The sequence below is a fragment of the Hyphomonas oceanitis SCH89 genome, from assembly GCF_000685295.1.
GTDB classification, from domain to species: domain Bacteria; phylum Pseudomonadota; class Alphaproteobacteria; order Caulobacterales; family Hyphomonadaceae; genus Hyphomonas; species Hyphomonas oceanitis.
Genome location: NZ_ARYL01000024.1, coordinates 26,954 through 47,271 on the forward strand (window position 1 = coordinate 26,954; position 20,318 = coordinate 47,271).

Annotated in this window: 21 protein-coding genes; 2 read left to right on the plus strand and 19 right to left on the minus strand. The window is 61.6% G+C overall.

From position 1 onward, the window contains the following. Positions 1-105: 105 nt before the first annotated feature. Positions 106-648, minus strand: a complete 543-nt coding sequence (gene fabA, locus HOC_RS14465) for a bifunctional 3-hydroxydecanoyl-ACP dehydratase/trans-2-decenoyl-ACP isomerase (RefSeq protein ID WP_034736430.1) — start codon at positions 646-648, stop codon at positions 106-108. 80 nt (positions 649-728) lie between these two features. Next, positions 729-1,232 carry an SH3 domain-containing protein gene (locus tag HOC_RS14470; RefSeq protein ID WP_051624925.1) on the minus strand — a complete coding sequence of 168 codons (504 nt, stop codon included), beginning with the start codon at positions 1,230-1,232 and terminating at the stop codon, positions 729-731. A 130-nt stretch (positions 1,233-1,362) separates the two neighbouring features. Here HOC_RS14470 and HOC_RS14475 point away from each other — a divergent pair, with 130 nt between their 5' ends. After that, positions 1,363-2,349 (plus strand): 2-hydroxyacid dehydrogenase, encoded by a 987-nt coding sequence (locus tag HOC_RS14475; protein ID WP_035539821.1) that lies wholly within the window; start codon positions 1,363-1,365, stop codon positions 2,347-2,349. Here the strand turns inward: HOC_RS14475 and HOC_RS14480 are convergent. The 7 genes from HOC_RS14480 to cysS all read right to left on the minus strand — a co-directional run bounded on the left by HOC_RS14480 (position 2,346) and on the right by cysS (position 9,663). After that, complete coding sequence (locus HOC_RS14480; protein WP_051624926.1) at positions 2,346-3,158, minus strand: glycosyltransferase family 2 protein; 813 nt, start codon at positions 3,156-3,158, stop codon at positions 2,346-2,348. The genes HOC_RS14475 and HOC_RS14480 overlap by 4 nt on opposite strands. Next, entirely contained in the window at positions 3,155-4,399 is a 1,245-nt protein-coding gene (locus HOC_RS14485; protein ID WP_035539822.1) for an O-antigen ligase family protein, read from the minus strand. Before HOC_RS14485 ends, HOC_RS14480 begins: the two co-directional genes overlap by 4 nt. Positions 4,400-4,445: 46 nt before the next feature. Continuing rightward, complete coding sequence (gene thrS, locus HOC_RS14490) at positions 4,446-6,416, minus strand: threonine--tRNA ligase (protein ID WP_035539823.1); 1,971 nt, start codon at positions 6,414-6,416, stop codon at positions 4,446-4,448. A gap of 290 nt (positions 6,417-6,706) precedes the next feature. Next, on the minus strand, positions 6,707-7,042 hold the full coding sequence (gene yidD / locus HOC_RS14495) for a membrane protein insertion efficiency factor YidD (RefSeq protein WP_035539825.1): 336 nt from the start codon (positions 7,040-7,042) through the stop codon (positions 6,707-6,709). After that, positions 7,039-7,503, minus strand: coding sequence for an iron-sulfur cluster assembly scaffold protein (locus HOC_RS14500; protein ID WP_206741580.1), 465 nt, complete (start codon positions 7,501-7,503; stop codon positions 7,039-7,041). The genes yidD and HOC_RS14500 overlap by 4 nt, the downstream gene beginning before the upstream one ends. A gap of 201 nt (positions 7,504-7,704) precedes the next feature. Further along, positions 7,705-8,109: a hypothetical protein gene (locus tag HOC_RS14505; protein WP_035539830.1), complete on the minus strand. Its 405-nt coding sequence runs from the start codon at positions 8,107-8,109 to the stop codon at positions 7,705-7,707. A gap of 168 nt (positions 8,110-8,277) precedes the next feature. After that, on the minus strand, positions 8,278-9,663 hold the full coding sequence (gene cysS, locus HOC_RS14510) for a cysteine--tRNA ligase (RefSeq protein ID WP_035539832.1): 1,386 nt from the start codon (positions 9,661-9,663) through the stop codon (positions 8,278-8,280). 368 nt (positions 9,664-10,031) lie between these two features. On the opposite strand from cysS, the gene folE reads away from it, so the two are divergent. Beyond that, entirely contained in the window at positions 10,032-10,646 is a 615-nt protein-coding gene (gene folE / locus HOC_RS14515) for a GTP cyclohydrolase I FolE (protein ID WP_035539897.1), read from the plus strand. A gap of 86 nt (positions 10,647-10,732) precedes the next feature. Here folE and HOC_RS14520 read toward each other — a convergent pair whose 3' ends face one another. The 10 genes from HOC_RS14520 to mdh all read right to left on the minus strand — a co-directional run bounded on the left by HOC_RS14520 (position 10,733) and on the right by mdh (position 20,274). Then, positions 10,733-11,506, minus strand: a complete 774-nt coding sequence (locus tag HOC_RS14520) for an alpha/beta hydrolase (protein WP_035539834.1) — start codon at positions 11,504-11,506, stop codon at positions 10,733-10,735. Between the two features lie 11 nt (positions 11,507-11,517). Beyond that, the gene (locus HOC_RS14525; protein WP_035539837.1) at positions 11,518-12,033 is read right to left on the minus strand and encodes an RNA pyrophosphohydrolase; all 516 of its coding nucleotides are present in this window, start codon (positions 12,031-12,033) and stop codon (positions 11,518-11,520) included. Next, the gene (locus HOC_RS21400) at positions 12,030-13,340 is read right to left on the minus strand and encodes a divergent polysaccharide deacetylase family protein (RefSeq protein WP_084146344.1); all 1,311 of its coding nucleotides are present in this window, start codon (positions 13,338-13,340) and stop codon (positions 12,030-12,032) included. The genes HOC_RS14525 and HOC_RS21400 overlap by 4 nt, the downstream gene beginning before the upstream one ends. 81 nt (positions 13,341-13,421) lie before the next feature. Beyond that, on the minus strand, positions 13,422-14,762 hold the full coding sequence (locus HOC_RS14535; RefSeq protein WP_241767041.1) for a S41 family peptidase: 1,341 nt from the start codon (positions 14,760-14,762) through the stop codon (positions 13,422-13,424). An 8-nt stretch (positions 14,763-14,770) separates the two neighbouring features. Beyond that, positions 14,771-15,994, minus strand: coding sequence for a murein hydrolase activator EnvC family protein (locus HOC_RS14540; protein WP_162174861.1), 1,224 nt, complete (start codon positions 15,992-15,994; stop codon positions 14,771-14,773). A gap of 36 nt (positions 15,995-16,030) precedes the next feature. After that, positions 16,031-16,576 carry a hypothetical protein gene (locus HOC_RS14545; protein ID WP_035539840.1) on the minus strand — a complete coding sequence of 182 codons (546 nt, stop codon included), beginning with the start codon at positions 16,574-16,576 and terminating at the stop codon, positions 16,031-16,033. 2 nt (positions 16,577-16,578) lie between these two features. Beyond that, on the minus strand, positions 16,579-17,997 hold the full coding sequence (locus HOC_RS14550; RefSeq protein WP_051624928.1) for a M28 family peptidase: 1,419 nt from the start codon (positions 17,995-17,997) through the stop codon (positions 16,579-16,581). Between the two features lie 61 nt (positions 17,998-18,058). Beyond that, a complete protein-coding gene (locus HOC_RS14555; protein ID WP_051624929.1) occupies positions 18,059-18,679 on the minus strand; it encodes a peroxiredoxin family protein in 621 nt (206 codons plus the stop codon). A 76-nt stretch (positions 18,680-18,755) separates the two neighbouring features. Continuing rightward, positions 18,756-19,301: a GNAT family N-acetyltransferase gene (locus tag HOC_RS14560; RefSeq protein WP_035539842.1), complete on the minus strand. Its 546-nt coding sequence runs from the start codon at positions 19,299-19,301 to the stop codon at positions 18,756-18,758. Positions 19,302-19,311: 10 nt separating this feature from the next. Further along, positions 19,312-20,274 (minus strand): malate dehydrogenase, encoded by a 963-nt coding sequence (gene mdh / locus HOC_RS14565; protein WP_035539844.1) that lies wholly within the window; start codon positions 20,272-20,274, stop codon positions 19,312-19,314. Positions 20,275-20,318 lie beyond the last annotated feature (44 nt).

The window sequence follows — 20,318 nt, forward strand, 5'->3', positions numbered from 1 at the left end:
CAAGCGCCGCACAGCTCAACCGATCCAAGGGTTTGGCGTGCGACCAAGGGTTTCTGCACGGCATATGCAGGGCCTTTGACGGGTTTCAGTCGGATTTTCTACGCCCTAAACCGGCGTCGCCTGGCCCGGAACCGTCAGGCCCACTTTCATGTCATTGGCCGTGTAGACGTGGCGCTCGTCGACGAACACCTTGCCGTCCGCAATGCCCAGAACCAGCTTGCCGCGGCGCACGCGGTGAATGTCGATCTCGTAGCGCACCAGCTTGCAATCCGGCGTAATCTCGCCGGTAAATTTGACCTCGCCAACACCCAGCGCACGGCCCTTGCCCGGGCTGCCGGACCAACCGAGCCAATAGCCGACAGCCTGCCACATCGCATCGAGACCGAGACAGCCCGGCATCACCGGATCGCCCGGAAAGTGGCATGCAAAGAACCAGAGGCTCGGATCGATATCCAGCTCGCCGATGACGTGGCCTTTGCCGTAAACACCACCATCCATGCTGATCTCGGTAATCCGGTCCATCATCAGCATTGGCGGCGCAGGCAGCTGCGCATTGCCGGGCCCGAAATACCCGCCCTTGCCCGACTCGAGCAGGTCAGCCTTCGTATAGCTGGACTTCGGCGTGTGATAATCGTGCGGACCGGACATCGCGGATTCTCCTGGAATTTAGCGTAACCGCCTAACCACAGTGACCGGCCCGGCTTGTCAACCGTCCGAGCCACCCGGAATTACAGACCTGCCTCACCTGTGTCAGCGCCCCACAGCGCTTCGCGCAGCGCCCAACCATTGAAATTCTGCACCTCGACAGCGCACCATTTCACTTCGCAATCGCCCAGCCGCACAAGTACGCCAGCTTCCAGTGACGCGACTTCCGGGCTCGCCGCATCGGCCGTCTCATGCATCACGGTCGCCGACTGCACCATCGCCGCCGCGCCCGGCTCCAGCATGCGCGCATGCACCCAAACCTCGTCGCCAGATGGGTCGCGCACCCGCCGCCAGTCGCGGCTCTCCTTGATGATCAACATGGGCAACCCTTTGCGCTCGTAGCGCCAGAGGATTTCCTGATCCCGGCTCGGTCCCTTGCGACCGTTCACTGCGGCAAATTTTAACACTTCAAAGCGCGGAACTGCCTTGCCGGAGAACTGGCTGATGCGCGTAACCTGCGGGCCTTCGGCCGCCGCAAAGCCGCCGAACAGGAAGATTCCCGATACTAAAAAGGGTGCCCATTTCATGCGCAGGAAGCCAAACTCGCTGTTGAGACCCTCACACTCTCACACCCAGATGAATCACGTGTAAAACAACAGGCGTTGGCGTTCCGGGATCGCTCTGCTAAGCCCGAGGAAAGAATTACGAGGGGGCCAGATGCCAGCCAAGAAACTGAAGATCGTCGTAACCCGGAAGCTGCCCGCCCCCGTCGAGCTGCGCATGAAGGAATTGTTCGACACAAGCCTGAACCAGGACGACCACGCTTTCACTCACGAGGAACTTGTCGCCGCCGTCCAGACGGCCGACGTCCTCGTGCCCACAGTCACCGACCGGATCGACAGCAAGGTGCTCGCCCGCGCCGGTGACCAGCTGCGCCTGATCGCCCAGTTCGGGGCCGGCGTTGACAATATTGACGTGCAAAGCGCCGTGCAGCGCGGCATCACCGTGACCAACACGCCCGGAGTGCTGACAGACGACACAGCCGATGTCGCGATGGCGCTGATCCTCGCCGTGCCGCGCCGCCTCCACGAGGGCGCCATGGTAATGGAAAACGGCACGTTTGATGGCTGGACACCCACCTGGATGATGGGTCGCCGCCTCGCTGGCAAACGACTCGGGATCGTCGGCATGGGCCGTATCGGTCAGGCGGTTGCCCGCCGCGCCAAGGCCTTTGGCCTGCAGATCCACTACCATAACCGCAAGCCCGTCAGCCCGCGCACCGAGGAGCTGCTGGAGGCAACCTATTGGGACAGCCTCGACCAGATGCTCTCGCGCATGGACATCGTGTCCATCAATTGCCCGCACACCCCGGCGACATTCCACCTGATGAATTCCCGCCGCCTCGACCTGATGAAGCCGGAAGCCTATCTCATCAATACGGCGCGCGGTGAGGTAATTGACGAAGCCGCCCTCGCAAGGGCGCTCAAATCGGGCAAGATTGCCGGCGCTGGCCTTGACGTATTCGAACGCGAGCCTGCCGTCAGTGAAGACCTGATTGGCCTGCCCAATGTGCTGCTCCTGCCTCACATGGGTTCAGCCACAATCGAAGGCCGCACCGAGATGGGTGAGAAAGTCATCATTAACATCAAGACGTTCGCCGATGGTCACCGTCCACCGGACCGCGTGATCCCAGCGATCCTCTAGGCGCGCAGCTTAAGCGCCACAGCGAAGAGCGGTTTAATCGCGGCCACCAGCGCCCGCTCAAACGGGCCTTTTGCGAACTTGCGGAAATAACGCGCAAGGCTTCGGGCCTTGTAAGCCTGCACCACACCGGACGGCGCATCCGATGTCGCCCCATAGTGCAGGGCGCCCGCCAGCGGCTGGTAGATCACCGCGCCACCCGCCTCGATCACACGCCGGCAGAGGTCGACATCCTCGACATGGAGGAAATAATCCTCGTCAAATCCGCCGAGCGCATGAAAGCCATCCCGACGCATCAGGAAGAACGCCCCTGAAACAGCGCCTACGGCGATAGGTCCGAGGGGAGCCGGTTCATGGTCCAGTGTCCACTGCCCAAGTCCCAGCGCACGCGCGAGCGTCAGCGTATTACGGCGGCATCCGCGCTCCTCCCGCCCGTGCAGATCAAAGATCTTGCCGCCGACCAGAACCGGGTCCGGTTGTCCCGACATCGCTGCAAAGAGAGGACCGACAGACCCGCGCCTGATGATGGCATCCGGATTGATCACAAGAAGCAGCTCCCCAAGGGCGCTGGCTGCCCCGCGATTGACGGCGGTCCCAAACCCCGGATTGTCGCCCGCCCGGATGAGACACGCCGTCTCCGTGCGCGCAATGAAACTGTCGATCCACGCTTCGGCTTCAGGCGTGTTGCCATTATCCACGAGGATGATCTCGGAAATATCAGGGTCTGACTTCAGTGCGTAGAGACATTCCTGCAGCCGTGGCCCGGTATGATAGCTCACGACAATGGCGGAGGTCGTTGGCAGTGCGCTCACAGTGAGAGTCGTTCCCGCCGCGACAGCAGGATGATCCCGCACACGGCCAGTATGATGCTCGCCCAGAAGGAATCGTTCCAGACATTATAGGAGAAACTGAACAGGCTGACGACGACACCCACAAGCCCGGCAATCGCATAGCGAATGTCCGTCCGCAGCGTGGAAGGTGCCGGCAGGCGAAACCCTATGACAACAAGTGTCAGGGCCGCCACGACGGCACCCATAACGCCTGTCTCGGCCCATATCTGCAATGCCATGTTATGGGGATGGCCGGGAATGACCGGATACTCGGCCCATGAAGCCGGCAATTGCGCGAGCCACGCCGGATGGTCAGCATAGGTGTCGCGCCAGGTCTTTGAGGCCGCGATGCCATGACCGATGATCGGTTCTTCCACAGACTTGCTGATGACCAGCTGCCATGAATACACGCGCGACTGGAACGAGCCAGGAAGCGAGATGCCCAATTGTGAAATGAGTTTCACGCCGGCGCCGATCAGCAATGGCGCTGAGGCAATATAGGCTGCCACCGTACACAGCAGCCAGCGATATCCTGTCTTGGGGGCCAGCGTCACGACAGCAGCCGCAGCAAGCATGAAGACGATGCCGATCAGGCCGGAATCCGTGTCGTCGAAGATCACGCTTACAATACTGGCGACCACAAGTCCGGCTGCAACGGCCCGCCACTTCCACCCGGGGCGCGCGACGAGATAAGCCAGTAATATCGGCAGCACGATCATGAAGGCGTTGGCATTGCGCGATATGTTCTGCGCGCCTTTGGCCTGTTCCATAGGGTCTGCGCCATAGATCATCGCCACGACCGCACCACCAATCACGGCGCTCAGCGCGACCAGCAGGCCCTGCACGGCAAACGCCCCGAGCATGACGCGCGCAGAGCGCTGCGCATTGCCCTGCTTGATCTGAAGCGCGCCTGCGACCGCCAGCATGCCGAAAACGGCCGTTAAAACGATCCGCACCCCTGAAGCGCGGATCGCGAAGTCGCCTTCCAGCAGGTTGCCCGAGACAAACCCGCGAGAAGCAGGCGACCACATATCGCTCAAGGCTGCCCAGCCGACAAAAACAAGCGCCATGAGGGCATAGATTGCGGGCGGTGTTTTCGGGCGTGCTATGGCCAGCACAGGAACCGCAGCAACTGCAAGCAGCGGGCCATAACCCTGCGCGCCAAGCAGGCCCATGACAGGCCAGAGCACAAAGGCGGCTGCAAGAATGGGCGCATATGACATGCCGTTCACTCTGTCGCCAACGCCCTGACTTGTCACGAGTCCTTGATCACACTTCCCGCTTCAGATCAGGCGCAAGCGATTCCAGCGCGAGGCTGACAATGGCCTCATCAAGGCTGATCATCTGCTGGCCCTGGCTACCGAGGCGCCGCAGCGCCAACGTGCGCTCCTCTGCTTCCCGGCCGCCCACGACGGCAATGATCGGCACCTTTTGCACCGAATGCTCACGGACCTTGTAATTGATCTTCTCGTTGCGAAGATCTGTCTCGACCCGCAGCCCTGCCTTGCGCAGCGCAGCCGCCGCCTCAAGCGCATAATCGTTCGCCGCGTCCGTAATGGCCGCCACGACGATCTGCACAGGCGAGAGCCAGAGCGGGAACGCACCTGCATAGTTCTCGATCAGGATGCCCATGAACCGTTCGAACGTCCCGAACACGGCGCGGTGCAGCATGACCGGACGATGCTTGGCACCATCAGACCCTGTGTATTCTGCATCAAGGCGTTCCGGCAGAACATAGTCGAGCTGGAATGTACCGCACTGCCATGTCCGGCCAATCGCGTCTGTCAGGTGGAATTCCAGTTTCGGACCATAGAAGGCGCCTTCGCCTTCGGCGATCTCGAATTTCATGCCTGCCGCCGTCAGGGCATCAGCCAGTGCCTTCTCGGCACGGTCCCACGTCTCGTCCGTACCGGCGCGCATCTCAGGCCGCGTTGCCAGCTTGTAGGAAATCTCCGACAGGCCGAAATCGCCATAGACGCGCTCGAACAGTTTCAGGAAGCGCAGCGTCTCGTCCGCGATCTGGTCTTCGCGGCAAAAGATGTGCGCATCGTCCTGCGTCATCTGACGCACGCGCATCAGGCCATGCAGGGCGCCATGCGCCTCGTTGCGGTGACAGCAACCGAACTCCGCCATGCGGATCGGCAGATCACGATACGAGCGCTGCCCGTTCTTGAATATCTGCACATGCGCCGGGCAGTTCATCGGCTTCAGCGCCATGAGGTCACCTTCGCCTGTCAGGATCGGCGCATCATCCTCAGTCGACGGGATCTCGTCCGGCACCACGAACATGTTCTCGCGGAATTTAGACCAGTGGCCCGACTGCTCCCAGAACACCGAGTTCAGCAGTTGCGGTGTCTTCACCTCCACATAACCGTCTGCGTCCTGCTGGCGGCGGATATAGGCCTCCAGCTGGCGCCAGATCATGAAGCCTTTCGGGTGCCAGAAGACCGAGCCTTGCGCTTCGGGCTGGAAGTGGAACAGGTCCAGCGCCGCACCGACCTTGCGGTGGTCGCGCTTCTCGGCCTCTTCCAGGCGTTCGAGATGGGCCTTGAGGTCCTTCTCATTGGCCCAGGCCGTGCCGTACATGCGCTGCAGCATCTCGTTCTTGGAGTCGCCGCGCCAATAGGCACCCGCCAGCTTCATCAGCTTGAAAGCCTTCGGCAGTTTGCCCGTCGATGGCAGGTGCGGGCCGCGGCAAAGATCGAACCAGTCGCCCTGACGATAAAGCGTGATCGCTTCGCCCGGCGGGATGATGTCGTCGATGATCTGCGCCTTGTAGTCTTCGCCGATCTTCCGGAACATCGCGATCGCCTCGTCCTTGTCCCAGACTTCGCGGATGATCGGATAGTCGGCGTCGACAATGTCGCGCATCTTGGCTTCGATCTTGTCGAAATCCTCCGTCGAGAACGGCGTCTCGCGGGCAAAGTCATAGTAAAAGCCATCATCGATCACCGGGCCGATCGTGACCTGCGTATCGGGATAGAGCGCCTGCACAGCCTGCGCGAGCACGTGCGCGGCATCATGCCGGATCAGCTCAAGGCCCTCAGCGTCATTTGGCGTCACGATTTCAACGCGCGCATCGCCATCCAGCGGGCGCATCAGGTCACGCAATTCGCCATCGACACGGGCGGCAATCGCCTTCTTGGCAAGGGAATTCGAGATGGAACTTGCGACATCGAACGGGCTCGCGCCCTCTTCAAACTCACGCACCGATCCATCGGGCAGGGATACTTTGATCATGTTTCAGTCTTCTTCAGCGGTCTGGCGCACGGGGCGCGGCAAAGTCTTGTTCCGAAAGGCCTGCCTGCGGCGGTGTGCTTAGCGCGAGTTCGCTAAAAATCCCACCCCATTCAAGGTGGCGATTACATCAGGCTGGCGTGCCGGGGTTCTGAGGGAGTTTACCGGGTACATGAGACGTGAAGCGCGCACAGCGACGCAGCCTCGCGGGGATCATGCACCCCGGCGGGTTCGCGTGGTCAGGCCGCTGGGCAGCAGGAGACGGTTCGAACATGTCATTGGGCGGGCTTATCTCACGCTTTCGGCGGGTTTTCAATTGTCTGGTTCGGGAAGGGCCTGCCGCCTGTTGTCCAGTCGCCATAGCGCCAGGGCAGCCACGCAGGCACATCAGGTTTTGTCTCGGGCGCCGGATCATACCCGAAACTACCGCCGGGACGGCAGCGGATGAACCGCGCAATCGCCATCCAGCCCCCCGGCCACCAGCCATGCCGCGCCACGCATTCAGCGCCATATTCACTACAGGTCGGCTTGTGCTGGCAGCGCGCGCCCGCCGCGTAGAAGACCAGCGAGAAACTGGCCTTGTAGACCCGCAGCAGCACATAGGCCGTCTTGCGGCGCAGCCCACTCATCCCTCAGACGCCTCGACGGGCGCAAGGCCGCGTGCTGCCCGCGCCTGCTCAATCGCCGCCACAGCGGCTTCAAAGGCCAGCAGCGTGCTTGTATGGCGCGGGGGATAGTCGGCAACGGCCTGCAGGTGCCGCAATTCCCAGAACCGGCCTTCCGGCGGCGGACCCTTGTCCTTCAGCATCGCCTTCAGCGCATCGCGCGCAGCGACAACTTCATCGACATGCGCCCCGACCACATATTCCGACAGGATCGCCGTCGACGCCTGCCCCAGCGCGCAGGCTTTTGGCTCGACAGCAATGGCCACGACATGATCGCCGCGCTCGTCCAGCATGATCTCGACATTCACCGTCGACCCGCACACACGGGACACCTTCAGCACAGAGGCCTCGGCGCGTTCAAGCGTGCCGACATGCGGAATGTTCGCTGCCAGTTCCAGGATACGATTGTGATAGAGTTCGCTCATCACGCATACAGATGGCCTTGGGCGGCTCTGATGACAAGCAGCGCTGCCAGAGGCCGACAAAAAGAGGCCGCCCTCAACAGGTGTGAAGAGGACGACCTTTAAAGAATTGGGTGCATTGAAACGGGGGTTCTAGGCCCGAGACCCATTCGTCCCACGCGCCGCCCACTATGGTCAATTTAACGATCCGTCAGGATACCGCTCTCAGACGACATCAACTGTGATTGATACGACCTCGGCCACCATGGGCGCGCCATCCAGCTTGCGCTCCAGCGCCGCGAGTTCGGCCTCAAGCGACTCAGCAGGCACCTTTCGCTCCAGCACGCGCGTGCGCCCGTCATGATCAATGAATTCCGCCCGCAGCATCAGGAAATCCGATTTCTGCGTCTGGGCCGCGTCAGTAAAGCCCACGGGCGCCCCGGCAACTTCATAATTGTCATGCGCAAGGTTCAGCACGCCCTTGCCGGCATGATAGACGCCCTTCCCCGCCATTTTACCGCCGGCCCATGCGACCTTCACGGGAACGGTAACAGCCGTCTTGGCAACTTTTGTCGCCACGCATCCGGGCAGAAGGAGCATGGCCGCGCAGACAACGAAAATCCGGAACATAAAAAAGGGTCTCCCGAGTGACCGGAAGACCCTAGTTGAGAGGTAAACGACGGGCCAGTGCCCCTTTGCATGGGCCCCTCGAAATACTGGTGATGAGGCACCATACACCGGCCACACCAACGCTGCGTTCAGTTCGCCGCGCGAATTTCGATGAAATTTACGCGCGCCCTAAACGCGCCGCCAGGTCGATCCGCCCGCGCCATCCATGATTTCCACGCCTTCAGCCGCCAGCTCATTCCGGATCCGGTCTGCCTCAGCCCAGTCCTTCGCGGCGCGCGCATCGATACGGGCCTGAACCAGCGCGTCGATACGGGCATTGCCGTCGCTGTCGCCGCCCTGCTCCCAATCCTTCGGCGTATGGGTCAACAGGCCCAGCAGTGCGCCCGCCGCCAATAGGTTCGCCCGCGCATCCGCCATCGCGTCGCGGTCCTTGTGGTCGGCGGCCGTATTGGCCTCGCTTGCAAGACGCGACAGTTCAGCCAGCGCCTCGGGCGTATTCAGGTCATCCGACAGGGCCTTCAGCACGCCCTTGTCGCGCGCGCTGCCACCTTCCTCGTCCCATACGCGGCGCAGGGCGCCATACACGCGGTCAAGCGTCGTCTTGGCCTGCTTCAGCAGGTCCTCGTTCCAGTCGAGCGCAGCGCGGTAGTGCCCACTCAGCATGGCGAAGCGCAGCACTTCGCCCGGCCATGCCTTCAGCAGGTCATGGATAAGCACGACATTGCCGAGCGACTTGGACATCTTCTCCCCGCCCATGTCGAGAAAGCCATTATGCATCCAGTAATTGGCCATCACCTGCCCATGCGCGCATTCCGACTGGGCAATCTCGTTTTCATGGTGCGGGAACTGGAGGTCGATGCCGCCACCATGGATGTCGATCGTCTTGCCAAGGTGCTTGGCCGCCATGGCCGAGCATTCGATATGCCAGCCCGGCCGGCCGCGGCCCCACGGGCTATCCCAGATCGCGTCTTCAGGCTCGCCCGGCTTGGCGAACTTCCAGAGCGCGAAATCGGCCGGATCGCGCTTGTCAGTCTCGACCTCGACGCGGGCACCGGCTTCATTGTCTTCCGGCTTGCGGCCCGACAGCTTGCCATAGTCCGGCATTGAGCCCACCGCGAACCAGACACCCTGCGTGCCAACATAGGCATACTTCGTCCGCACCAGCTTCTCGATGATCTCGATCATTTCCGGCACATGGCCCGTCGCCCAAGGCTCAATCGTGGGCGCCATCACATTCAGTGCGGCCACGTCGTCATTATAGATTTTCGCAAACTTGTGCGTGATCGTCTCGATCGGCTCGCCTGTTTCAAGCGACGCCGCAATGATCTTGTCCTCGATGTCTGTGATATTGCGCGCATAGACGATGGCCTTGGCGCCATACTGGCTGGCCAGCACCCGGCGCAGCACGTCAAACACGATAGGCGGCCGCGCATTACCGATATGCGCATAATTATACACCGTCGGACCGCACACGTAGAGCGTCACCCGGGCCGGATCCTGCGGTTCAAAAACGCGCTTTGCGCGGGCAGCGGTATCGTAAATGCGAAGAGTCATGGAATTTCGGGCTCGAACGGAAAAAGGGGTAAAATCAGCGCCCTGCAGCAGGGCCGGATGCCCTAATGGGCACTAGTTGCCTTAACAGCAACAGCCTTTTGGCAATGCGAGCAGGGTCCGAAACAGCTTCATGAGGGGGCAGATACCACTGGCTACCGCTGCGGGCAATGCGATTCCAGTCAAGGATTTACTCTGCGTCACGGAAGAATTTTCTGGAAACGCCTGAATTGCCAGCCTATCTAATCATGCATCGCCCTGAGGGTATCAACTCGGGCGGGCGTTAAGTCCGGGCAGGGGGCCATCCGGTTTCCCAGACCAAGCCTCGGCTCGACCTCCGTCCCTCAGTCGAAGGACACTTAAACATGGCCATGGACGCCATTACGCCCAAGAATGACAAGTCGCGGGGGGAACCTCTCGTTCGCCCGACCGTGCAGGAAGCTGAAGAAGCCGTTCGCACGCTCATTGCCTGGGCCGGAGACGACCCCCGCCGTGAAGGCCTCATCGATACGCCCAAGCGTGTCGTGAATGCCTACAAGGAATGGTTCTCAGGCTACGACGAAGACCCGGTCAAATATCTCTCGCGTACGTTCGAAGATGTTCAGGGCTATGACGACATCGTCATCCTGCGCAATATCGACGTCGAGAGCCATTGCGAGCACCACATGGCGCCCTTCATCGGCAAGGCCTATGTGGCCTACAAGCCGTCGGACGCCGTTGTCGGCATCTCAAAACTCGCCCGCGTCGTCGAAATCTTTGCCAAACGCCTCCAGACGCAGGAAACGATGACCGCGCAAATCTGCGACGCCATCACGGACAGCCTCGCGCCAATGGGTACGGCCGTCCTGATCGAAGCCGTTCACGAGTGCATGTCGACACGCGGCGTGCACCACAAGGATGTCACCACGATCACGACCCAGTTCACGGGCGTTTTCAAATCGGATGCAGACCTTCGCAACCGCTTCCTGCGCGCCGCCAATCAATAGGCTCCGCCGCGCTCAGGCGTAAAATTCAAAAGGCGCTCGTTAATTGCGAGCGCCTTTTTTCATGTCCGAAAGCAGCGATGGGTCGCTCAGCCGCGCGCCGGAAACGGTTCGTCCAGCCATTCCACAATGTCAGCCACGACAGCATCCGTGCCCGGCTCATCAACGATCCAGTGTGCATTGTCCGGGTACTCGAAGAAGTCTCCCGGCACGGGCGAGCGCGCATATTTCTCGCCCACCTTGCGCACGGCGCTCGCCGGCGTTGCCCGGTCCTGCGATGCGGCAATGGTCAGCGTCGGGACTGTCACCAGTCCTTCGTCCACCTCGATCCCGTCAGTGATATCACCATAGACCTGGCCGGAATCGTAGCGTGCCAGCGCATAGATCGCGTCATGACGCCGCCTCGGCACACAATTCAGCACCCCAAAGCGGAAGCCCGACCGCCACACCTTGTAGGCCTTCTGGCGATTACGCGTCAGGATAATATTGAGGAACGTGTAGACGACGGATAATCCGATCTTGGCGCATTCCTTGGGCTGCGCCGGCGTCAGGAACACGGCCTGTGACACGGCGCCCTTTTCAGCCAGGCACTGCGCAATAAGGCCGCCCATCGAATGTCCGATAACGGCAGGCTTACTGCCCGTATCGCGTTCAATCTTCCGCGCGGCCTCAAGCATGGCCGTGACATAGTCATCAAAGCCGAGGTCCGGCAGGCTTGCCGGTGGGTTCTCCAATGTGCGCTGATCCGGAAAAAGCGTCGGCGCTTCGCAGGTCCATCCCGCCGCTTCGAATCCCGGACGCATATGGTCCCAGGCGTCGCCGCCGCAACCAATTCCATGGATCATCAACAGGGATTTCGGCATGCATCGCTCCCTCAGCCTTGGGCGATCTTGCCGCCATGCACAGGTTCGGCCCAGGGTTTGAACCGCTCGGCTACTTCGGAATAGACGAGACGCTTGAACGGCACAACCAGGCCCGGGGTTTCTTCCAGCGGGGCCCAGCGCCAGGCATCGAATTCCGGCGTGTGGCGGTCGAGCCGCACATCGCTGTCAGATCCCTTGAAGCGAAAGGCAAACCACTTCTGACGCTGGCCAATATAGGGGCCCGGCAGGCGCTTCTTCAGGTCCGGCGGGAAATCGTAATAAAGCCAGTCGTCGGTCTCTTCGAGCACATCGACGAGCTTTTCGGGAACGCCGATCTCTTCTTCAAGCTCTCGCAGCGCGCCATCGCGCGGTGATTCGCCCTTGTCGACACCGCCTTGCGGCATCTGCCACTGGAAAGCGCCGCGACCGTTTATCCTGCGGCCGACGAAGACGTGACCCGCCTTCGAGAAAAGGGCGAGCCCGACATTCGGGCGATAGCGTTCAGGGTCAATAATAGATGTTTTCACCCGGCAGGGTTTACAGGAGCCGGCGCCTTGCTGCCAGTGGCAACACGCTCTGCGTCGACCAATTCTGCAGGCGTCGTGCCGACAAGCGCAGAGACAGGCGCCAGAATGATGCCCTTTGGCCCAAGCTCGCTGGCCCAGATCTTCGCCATCTCGATCGTGATCGGGAAAGCATAGCCTGCGCCCATGGCGGCGCCCTTCTCCTTGGCGATGGTCTCAAGCTCCATCAGCTCCAGATTGATGTCGTCCGCCGTCAGCTTGGTGTCGATGGGCGAGGCGGCCTTGGCGTAACGCACATGCGTCTGGTCAGCCACCTTGTCGAGGCTGGCCTCCTCAAGGCTGCCATCCTCCACCAGCGCCACGCCGCGCTTACCGAGCACATCGAGAACCGGACGCACAGCGGCCGCATCCTCGGCGAATTTCGCTCCCTGGTAATTGATCACGCCGAAATAGCCCGAGGCCCGACCGAGCAGCGTATTCAGGCGCGGCACGTTCACATCGGCGCCCTTGCCAGCCAGCAGTGTCTGCGGATGCATTTTCATGCGGCCATAATCGTAGTTTTCCATCGGCAGCTCGATCAGCACTTCGTGCCCGGCAGCGCGGGCCCGGTCGATCCAGTACTGGAGACGGTTTGCATCCGGCGCGAACGAGAGCGTCACTTCCGGCGGCAATTCCTCGATCGCAGATTTCGTATGCGTGGCATTGATGCCCAGCCCACCGACGACCAGCGCCACAACAGGCTTCTGGCTCGGATTGGCAAACGGGCGTGCGTAGACTTCGGAAGGCGTCCGGCCATCGGGCGCGATACGCGGCAGACGCACACCGTTCAGCGTTTCGGTCATGCCTGAAATCGGCGCGTCATCCAGCGACGCGATCTTGGTGACTTCGCCATAGGATTCGCCGGGCTTCACGAGCTTGCCATTGATGCGAACACCAACACCCTCGCCATCGGCCATCACATCATCCGAAGGCCCACCGGTGCCGGTCGCTTCGGCGCCCTCGGCATAGGCCACGTCAAGGCTCGGTTCGTCGCCACTTTCGACTTCCGCATAACCATCGGTATCGACCTGCGGCAGCATCGCCATGTCGGTTCCGTCCGTCTTGAGGCGGGTTTTCAGTTCCGGTTTCCCCTCATCGATCACTTCGAACAAGGCAAGCTGTTGGCGCGGGCCTGCCGCAGAGGGGTCACCTGAAAACTGGATACCGGCACCAAGGGCGCCAGCAAGTCCGCCGAACACCAGCAGGCTCAACCCCGCATGGACAAGTCCGGTACGCAGAGGAGACGGATCAGCGTCTCTCCGATAAGGCATGGGGCGACCTCATGTAATCAACAAATGGAATCCTGAACGACCATAGATGCCGCAATCTGGTTAACGCTTTACAAATATTCGTTAACCAGCCCGCTGAAATGCACTAGCCGTTACAGTGCCTTCCTTGAGCATCTGCACGGCGCGTTCGAGCTGGAAGTCTTCGCCCTTGTAGTCTTCCGGCGGCTGCTCGTCCGGCATCTCCATTTGGTGCCGGGTTTCACCGTCTTCATTGGCCAGGGCATGCGGCAGGTCGGCTTCAGACCAGCGCTTGATCTTCGCCAGTTCCTCTTCGGTCAGGCGCGTATTTGTGATCTCGATATCGGGATCGATGCCCAATGCCTGAATCGACCGGCCCGACGGCGTGTAATAGCGCGCCGTCGTCAGGCGGATCGCACCGCGATCTGCGCCCAGCGGGATCACCGTCTGGACCGAACCCTTGCCGAAGCTCGTCGTGCCGACAATGGTTGCCCGTCCACGATCCTTGAGCGCCCCGGCAACGATCTCGGAGGCAGAAGCCGAGCCGCCATTGATCAGCACGACAACAGGCACGCCCTTGAACACTTCACCCGTGCGCGCATTGTAGCGCTCAACATCGGAAGCCCTGCGGCCCTGCGTCGAGACGACTTCGCCGCCCGACAGGAACATGTCGGACACCGACACAGCTTGGTCGAGCAGGCCGCCGCCATTATTGCGCAGGTCGATGATCAGGCCCTTGGGCCGGCCGCCGGTGGCTTTCGAAATGCCTTCGATGCCTTCTTCGAGCAGCAGCGTGGTGCGCTCGTTGAAGCTCGAAATCCGCAAATAGCCGACATCGTTCTTTTCCATTTCCCAGGTAACGGATTTCTGTTCGATCACTTCACGCGTCAGCGTCACGTCGAACGGGTCTTCACCCGCGCGCAGGATGGTGATCAGGATGTCCGTCCCCTTCTCGCCGCGCATTTCCTTGACGGCATCGTTCAGGGTCTGGCCGATGATCGGCTTTCCATTGATTGCGGTGATAAGGTCGCCCGGCTGGATGCCGGCGCGCGCTGCAGGGGTGCCGTCCATCGGGGAGATGACTTTGACGAAGCCATCTTCCATCGTCACTTCAATGCCAAGGCCGCCATACTCGCCGGAGGTCTGCACCTGCATGGAGCGGAAGTCGTCCGGATTGAGATAGCCGGAATGCGGGTCCAGTGAGGTGAGCATGCCATTGATGGCCGATTCCATCGCTGCCTTCTCGTCAACCTCGACCACATAGTCCTGACGGGCACGGGCGAGAATTTCAGCGAAGAGTTCGAGCTGCTGGTAGGTCACCATGCGCGAATCGGCAGGCTTTTCCTGTGGCCAGGCCAGTGCGGAGAATCCGACCGCCGACCCACCCAGAACGATGCCAAGCGCGGCACCCGTCAGCAGTGAACGCATATTCCAATCCTCCGTCATGCGTGACCTCATCTGTCACTCGGCAACCACTGTGCCGGATTCATCACCTTGTCGCCAAGCCTTAATTCCATATTCAGCTCAGGCGGCGGATCTGCCCGGTCGGGCATACGCCCCACTGGCTCGTTCGCTGACACTGTTTGGCCTTCGGTGACATAGATCCGGCTCATACCTGTAAGAATAACATGGTATCCGTCACTTGTGCGCAAAATTAACATTGATCCATAGCTGCGAAATGGACGCGCATATTCGACCTTTCCGTCGGTCGGCGCGACCACCTGGGCGGCCTGTCTTGTCGAAAACGTGATCCATTCCGTCTTGCCGCCCGTCGGCATCTTGTCGCCAAAACCATAGAGTACGTTACCGGCTGTCGGCTGGGTAAGTCCGCCCAATGCAGCTTTGCCAAGCGGCCGCGATACAGGGCTGCTTTGCGGCGCAGGCGAAGGCGCCTTGGGCCGGGACACAGTCTTGGACGCCGAAGCCAAAGTCGGACGCATTGCCGGCTTCACGCCCGGCGCCGAAGGCGCACTGGATTCCAGCGCCGACAGCAAGTCGCGCAGCGTCTCGGCCTGGCGGCCAAGTGTATCGGCCCGCTGCTTCAACACGTTTATGTCGCCGGTTATGTCCTCGAAGCTGCCGCGCTTGGCTGCCGCCAATTGTTCGATCTCGACCCGCTTCAGCGCCAGCGTCGCTTCGGCCGTCTCGAGCTGCGCGCGCTCGCCGCGTATCTGACGCTCCAGCTGGTTCAGCTCGTCTATCTCGGCCGAGAGCGTATCAGAACGCGCCGCCAGTCGCGGCGTTGTCTCACTCATCAGGATCGCCCGCCGGATCGCCATATTCGCTTTGCCCGGCGACACGATCAGCGCCGGAGGCCGCCGACGGTTTGCCGCTGCGAGCGCTGCCAGAAGGTCTTCCAGCGCCTGCCGGTCTTCCAGCAAGGCCGACTGCGCAACCACCCGGCGCGTGCCCAGATCGATCAGCGCCTTCTCGGAGGCAGCCGCCTGCTCTTCCCGGCGGCGCGCCTCCATCGCGGCAGAGATCAGCTTGCTGTCGATTTGCCGGAGGTCCGTCTCGGTTTCCTGCCCCGCCGTCTGCAAGGCCTCGAGACGCGTGATCGCCGCCTGCCGCTCAGCCTCAAGCGCATCAAGCTCCTCGCGCGTGAAGGTCGCCGGCGCCGCCGCGATCAACGCGAAGGCGGCGCACGAAAGCATGAAAGGGCGAAGGATTGGTCGCATGAAAGCCATTCATGCCACGCGACCATGACCCGGACATTAACCATCGGGGAGAAGCCTGCGCGAGATGGCAGCGAGTTGGTCGGCGATCAGGGCGCTGACAAGCCCGTGCGGTCCCGGCTCGAACGCGGGATGGGCCCGCAATACGTGCCGAATGGCCGAGAAAGTCTCCCGGAATGGTCCGTGAATGGACTCGGAATACCCATGAATGTCCGGCGATGTCCCATGGACGACCCCATTGCGGAAGGCGATGACCTGCTCGATCCGGCGCGCGGCCGCCCCGGTCAGGACCAGTCTTTCCGGAGGATTGAGATAGTCTGTCGAGCGCGCGCGGCGCAGCAAAAGCGTCACGGGCGCGTAGCGCTCCGGGTAAGATGGATCGACAACATCATCCACCTCCGCCGTCTCGTATCCGCTCAGAGCCGCGACGAGCGCCCCTTGCAGGGCAATCACCGCGCCGACCGAAATCCATCTCCAGCGCTGGGTATCTGACGCGACGCCCTCCAGTTCGCGGTGCACAAAGCGCAGGGCCTCATGCACCGAGTCTAGACTCGCCGCGATGCGCGCCTGCCTGTCGGCGATCATGCCTACTGGTCTTCAGTCGCAGGCGCCGCAGCCTTGCGGAAATCCCATCCCGTTTCCGCCGCCACATAGGTCAGCGCCGCATAGACAGCGACATTCTGCCGGAACGCCTCCGGATCGATCTTGTCAAACGTGTCATCCGGGGTGTGATGCAGGTCAAAATAGTCGGTTCCGTCCTGGTCTGCCGAGATGGCTGGCACCCCCGCGTTCCCGAGGACAGATACGTCTGAATCCCCCTTGGAACTGTTATCGCCCGGAACGACACCCAGCGGCGCCACAAGGTCCTGCATCGCCTTGGCATAGGCCATGGCACCCTCGCCAAACCCCGTTGCCAGGCGCCAGATGCGGCCCGCGCCGAAATCGCTCTCGGCAACAAGCACATGCTTGTCCAACTGATCCGCATGCGCCTCTCCATACGCCTTGCCACCAAACAGGCCGACCTCTTCCGACCCATAAAGCACAACCCGGATCGTCCGCTTCGGCTTGCCCGGCAATTGCTGAATCAGGTTCGCCGCCGCCACCACAATCCCGCACCCGGCCGCATCATCAATCGCGCCTGTCCCGAGGTCCCAACTGTCGAGATGACAGCCGATCAGCACGATCTCTTCCTTCAGGCTCGCGCCTTCCACTTCGGCAATCACATTGCCTGACGCCGCCGAGTCAGCCGTCTTGACCTGAATGTTCAGCTTCACCTCAACTGGCCCGCGCTCCAGCAGGCGCGCCAGCTGGTCAGCATCCGGTGCTGCAAGTGCTGCTGCAGGCAGCGCGCCAAGGGCCCCCTCGCGCGCCATACCCCCGGTATGCGGCATCCGGTGCGAGTCGGTGCCTGCCGAACGGATCAGGCACGCAACCGCGCCAAGGTCTGCCGCCGCCTGCGCACAGCCACTCCGTTTTCCCACAGCGTAGCCATAACCCGACCCATCCTGCGCCCGCACCATCCGCTCGTCGATGAACGCAATCTTGCCTTTCAGCGAGTCCGCTGGCGCCGCCTTCAGTTCTGCAAGACTGGTGAAACGCACAACCTCCGCCTCAACGCCATCCTTGGCTGTCGATTTGGAGCCGCCCAGTGCCGTGATCGCCAGATTCTGCGGGTTGCTACCTGTAACCGACGCCGTCTCGGTAACACGCTCCCAATAGGGAATGTTGAAGTCCTCGATATAGGCCTGCTGGAAATTCAGGTCCTTCAGCTTGATCATCGCCCATTGCCGAGCGCGCCATTCGGCATCCGACCCGGCAAGTCGCGGGCCGATCTCCGTTGTCAGGCTTTCCGTGAATTCCAGCCCGACATCATCCTTGAGTCCAGCCTCCATAAGCGCTTCGGCCTGCGCCTTGATCGTGGGGTCCAGCACGGCGGCATCATCTGCAATGGCCGGCAGGGCGGTAAAGGCCGCCGCCAGAGTGAGGGGGGTCAGGATATGTTTCATGGCGTCAGCTCCGGCTTCTCTGTCGGCAAACTATGCCAGAGCGCCGACCAATGAAACCCGCCTAGAGGCCTTCGGCTGTCTCTATCACCAGATCCACAGCGGGCCGCGTCTTGTAGCCTTCCTCGCGCAGTGTCTTCACGACATGACCGTCTGCATTGACGAACACGATGGCGGGATGCGGTATGCCTTCATAGCGAGACCCCGGCTTCACTTCCGTGTTCAGCAGGTTGAAGGCCTTGATCGCGGCAGACCCTTCATCGGAGAGCAATTCATATGTCAGGCCCTTATCGGCCTTATAGCCTGCAAGCGTTTCGACAGGGTCATAGGAGACTGCCACAAGCGTCCAGCCCGCCGCAGCAAGCGGCGCAGCAGCGGCCTCAAGATCCAGCAGCTGCTTCTTGCAATAGGGGCACCAGTCGGCTGAGCGCACGAAGGCAATCACCGTGCCTTTTGGTCCCGCCAGCGATCCGAGCGTCTGCGTCATGCCTGTTGTATCAACGAGGCTCACCACGGGTGCTTCAACCCCATTCGGCAGGCCGACCTTAGGCGTTTCCGCTTTGGCCTCGATGGCCATTTCGGCTTCAGTAGCCTTGGCATTCAGGGCCTCTTCCGACGGCTCCTGCCCACAGGCGGTCGCTGGCAGCAGGGCAAGTACGGAAACAAGGGACAAAGTGCGGATCATGGCGGCAATCTCCTCGGGACGCTTGTAGAGACGCTAGCCGCAAAGGCGGTCGCCTGCGAGCCGGATCAGACGCCGATCACGCGCCTTTGATCCGCCGCGCCCGCCATTCATCGGCGCTCTGGCCGTAGGCATCCAGCGTTAGGATGAGCGGCGCTGGCAACGTGGCCTGACGCAACACGCGGCTGCCGAGCCGCTCTGCAACCCGTATCGAGCCAGCATTGGCCGGATCAATTGTATGGATCACCTCATCCCAGCCGAGAATGTCCACGGCATAGTCCATCGCTGCCGCAGCGCCCTCGCTCGCATAGCCCTTGCCCCACGCGGACCGCACAAGCCCCCAGCCCACTTCCGTTCCCGGCCAGCCATAAGGCCGCCACGGGCCGAGCCGGCCAACCCATTCGCCGGTCGCCTTCTCGATAACCGAGAACATCGAGAAGCCTTCAATGGTCCACGCACCCGTCATGGCGCACATCGACCGCCAGGTCAGCTCCGGCCCCTGAACGCCACCGAGATGGCGCATCACGTCCTCGTCGGCGTGAAATGCACACCATGAGTCAAAATCCTCCGCCCTTGGGGGGCGGAGGATCAGGCGTTCGGTTTCGATTGTCGGCCCAATGGCCATAGTCTGGCTCCTAGGCGAGCGAGGCGTCGATATCCTTGCAGGCCTGAAGGAGCCCCTGCACGGACTCAACCGACTTGGCGAACATCGCCTTTTCATCATCGTTAAGATCGAACTCGACAACTTTCTCTGCGCCGCCGGCGCCGATCAGGGTCGGCACGCCGACATACATGCCATCAAGGCCGTACTGACCGTCGCAATAGGCGGCGACAGGCAGGACGCGCTTCTGGTCTTTCAGGTAGGCTTTCGCCATCGAGATGGCGCTTTCGGCAGGCGCATAATAGGCCGAACCGGTTTTCAGCAGCGCGACAATCTCGCCGCCGCCCTTGCGGGTGCGCTCGACGATACCATCGAGGTCTGCCTGGCTCATCCAGCCCTGCTTCACCAGTTCCGGAAGCGACAGGCCGCCAACGGTCGAGTGGCGCACCATCGGCACCATATCATCGCCATGGCCAGCAAGTGTCCAGGCGTGGATGTCAGCCACCGACACACCGGTCTTCTCGGACAGGAAGTAGGCAAAGCGCGACGAGTCCAGCACGCCAGCCATGCCGACAACTTTCTTCGTGTCGAAGCCGGAGAACTGCTGCAGCGCCCAGACCATGGCGTCGAGCGGGTTCGTGATACAGATGACAAAGGCATTCGGGCAGTTGGCTTTGAGGCCTTCGCCGACCGACTTCATGACTTTCAGGTTGATGCCGAGCAGGTCGTCACGGCTCATGCCGGGCTTGCGGGCCACACCGGCCGTCACGATGCAGACGTCGGCATCCTTGATGTCGGCATAGTCGTTCGCGCCCTTGAGGCTGACCGACGAATTATAAACGGGGGTGGATTCTGCGAGGTCCAGCGACTTGCCTTGCGGCAGGCCTTCGGCGATGTCGAACATGACCACGTCGCCGAGCTCCTCGCGCGCTGCGATGTGGGCGAGCGTGCCGCCGATCATGCCGGAACCGATAAGGGCGATTTTCTTGCGGGCCATGGTGTTTCTCCTCGAAAAAAGGGCCTGGAAACAGGTTCGCGCGA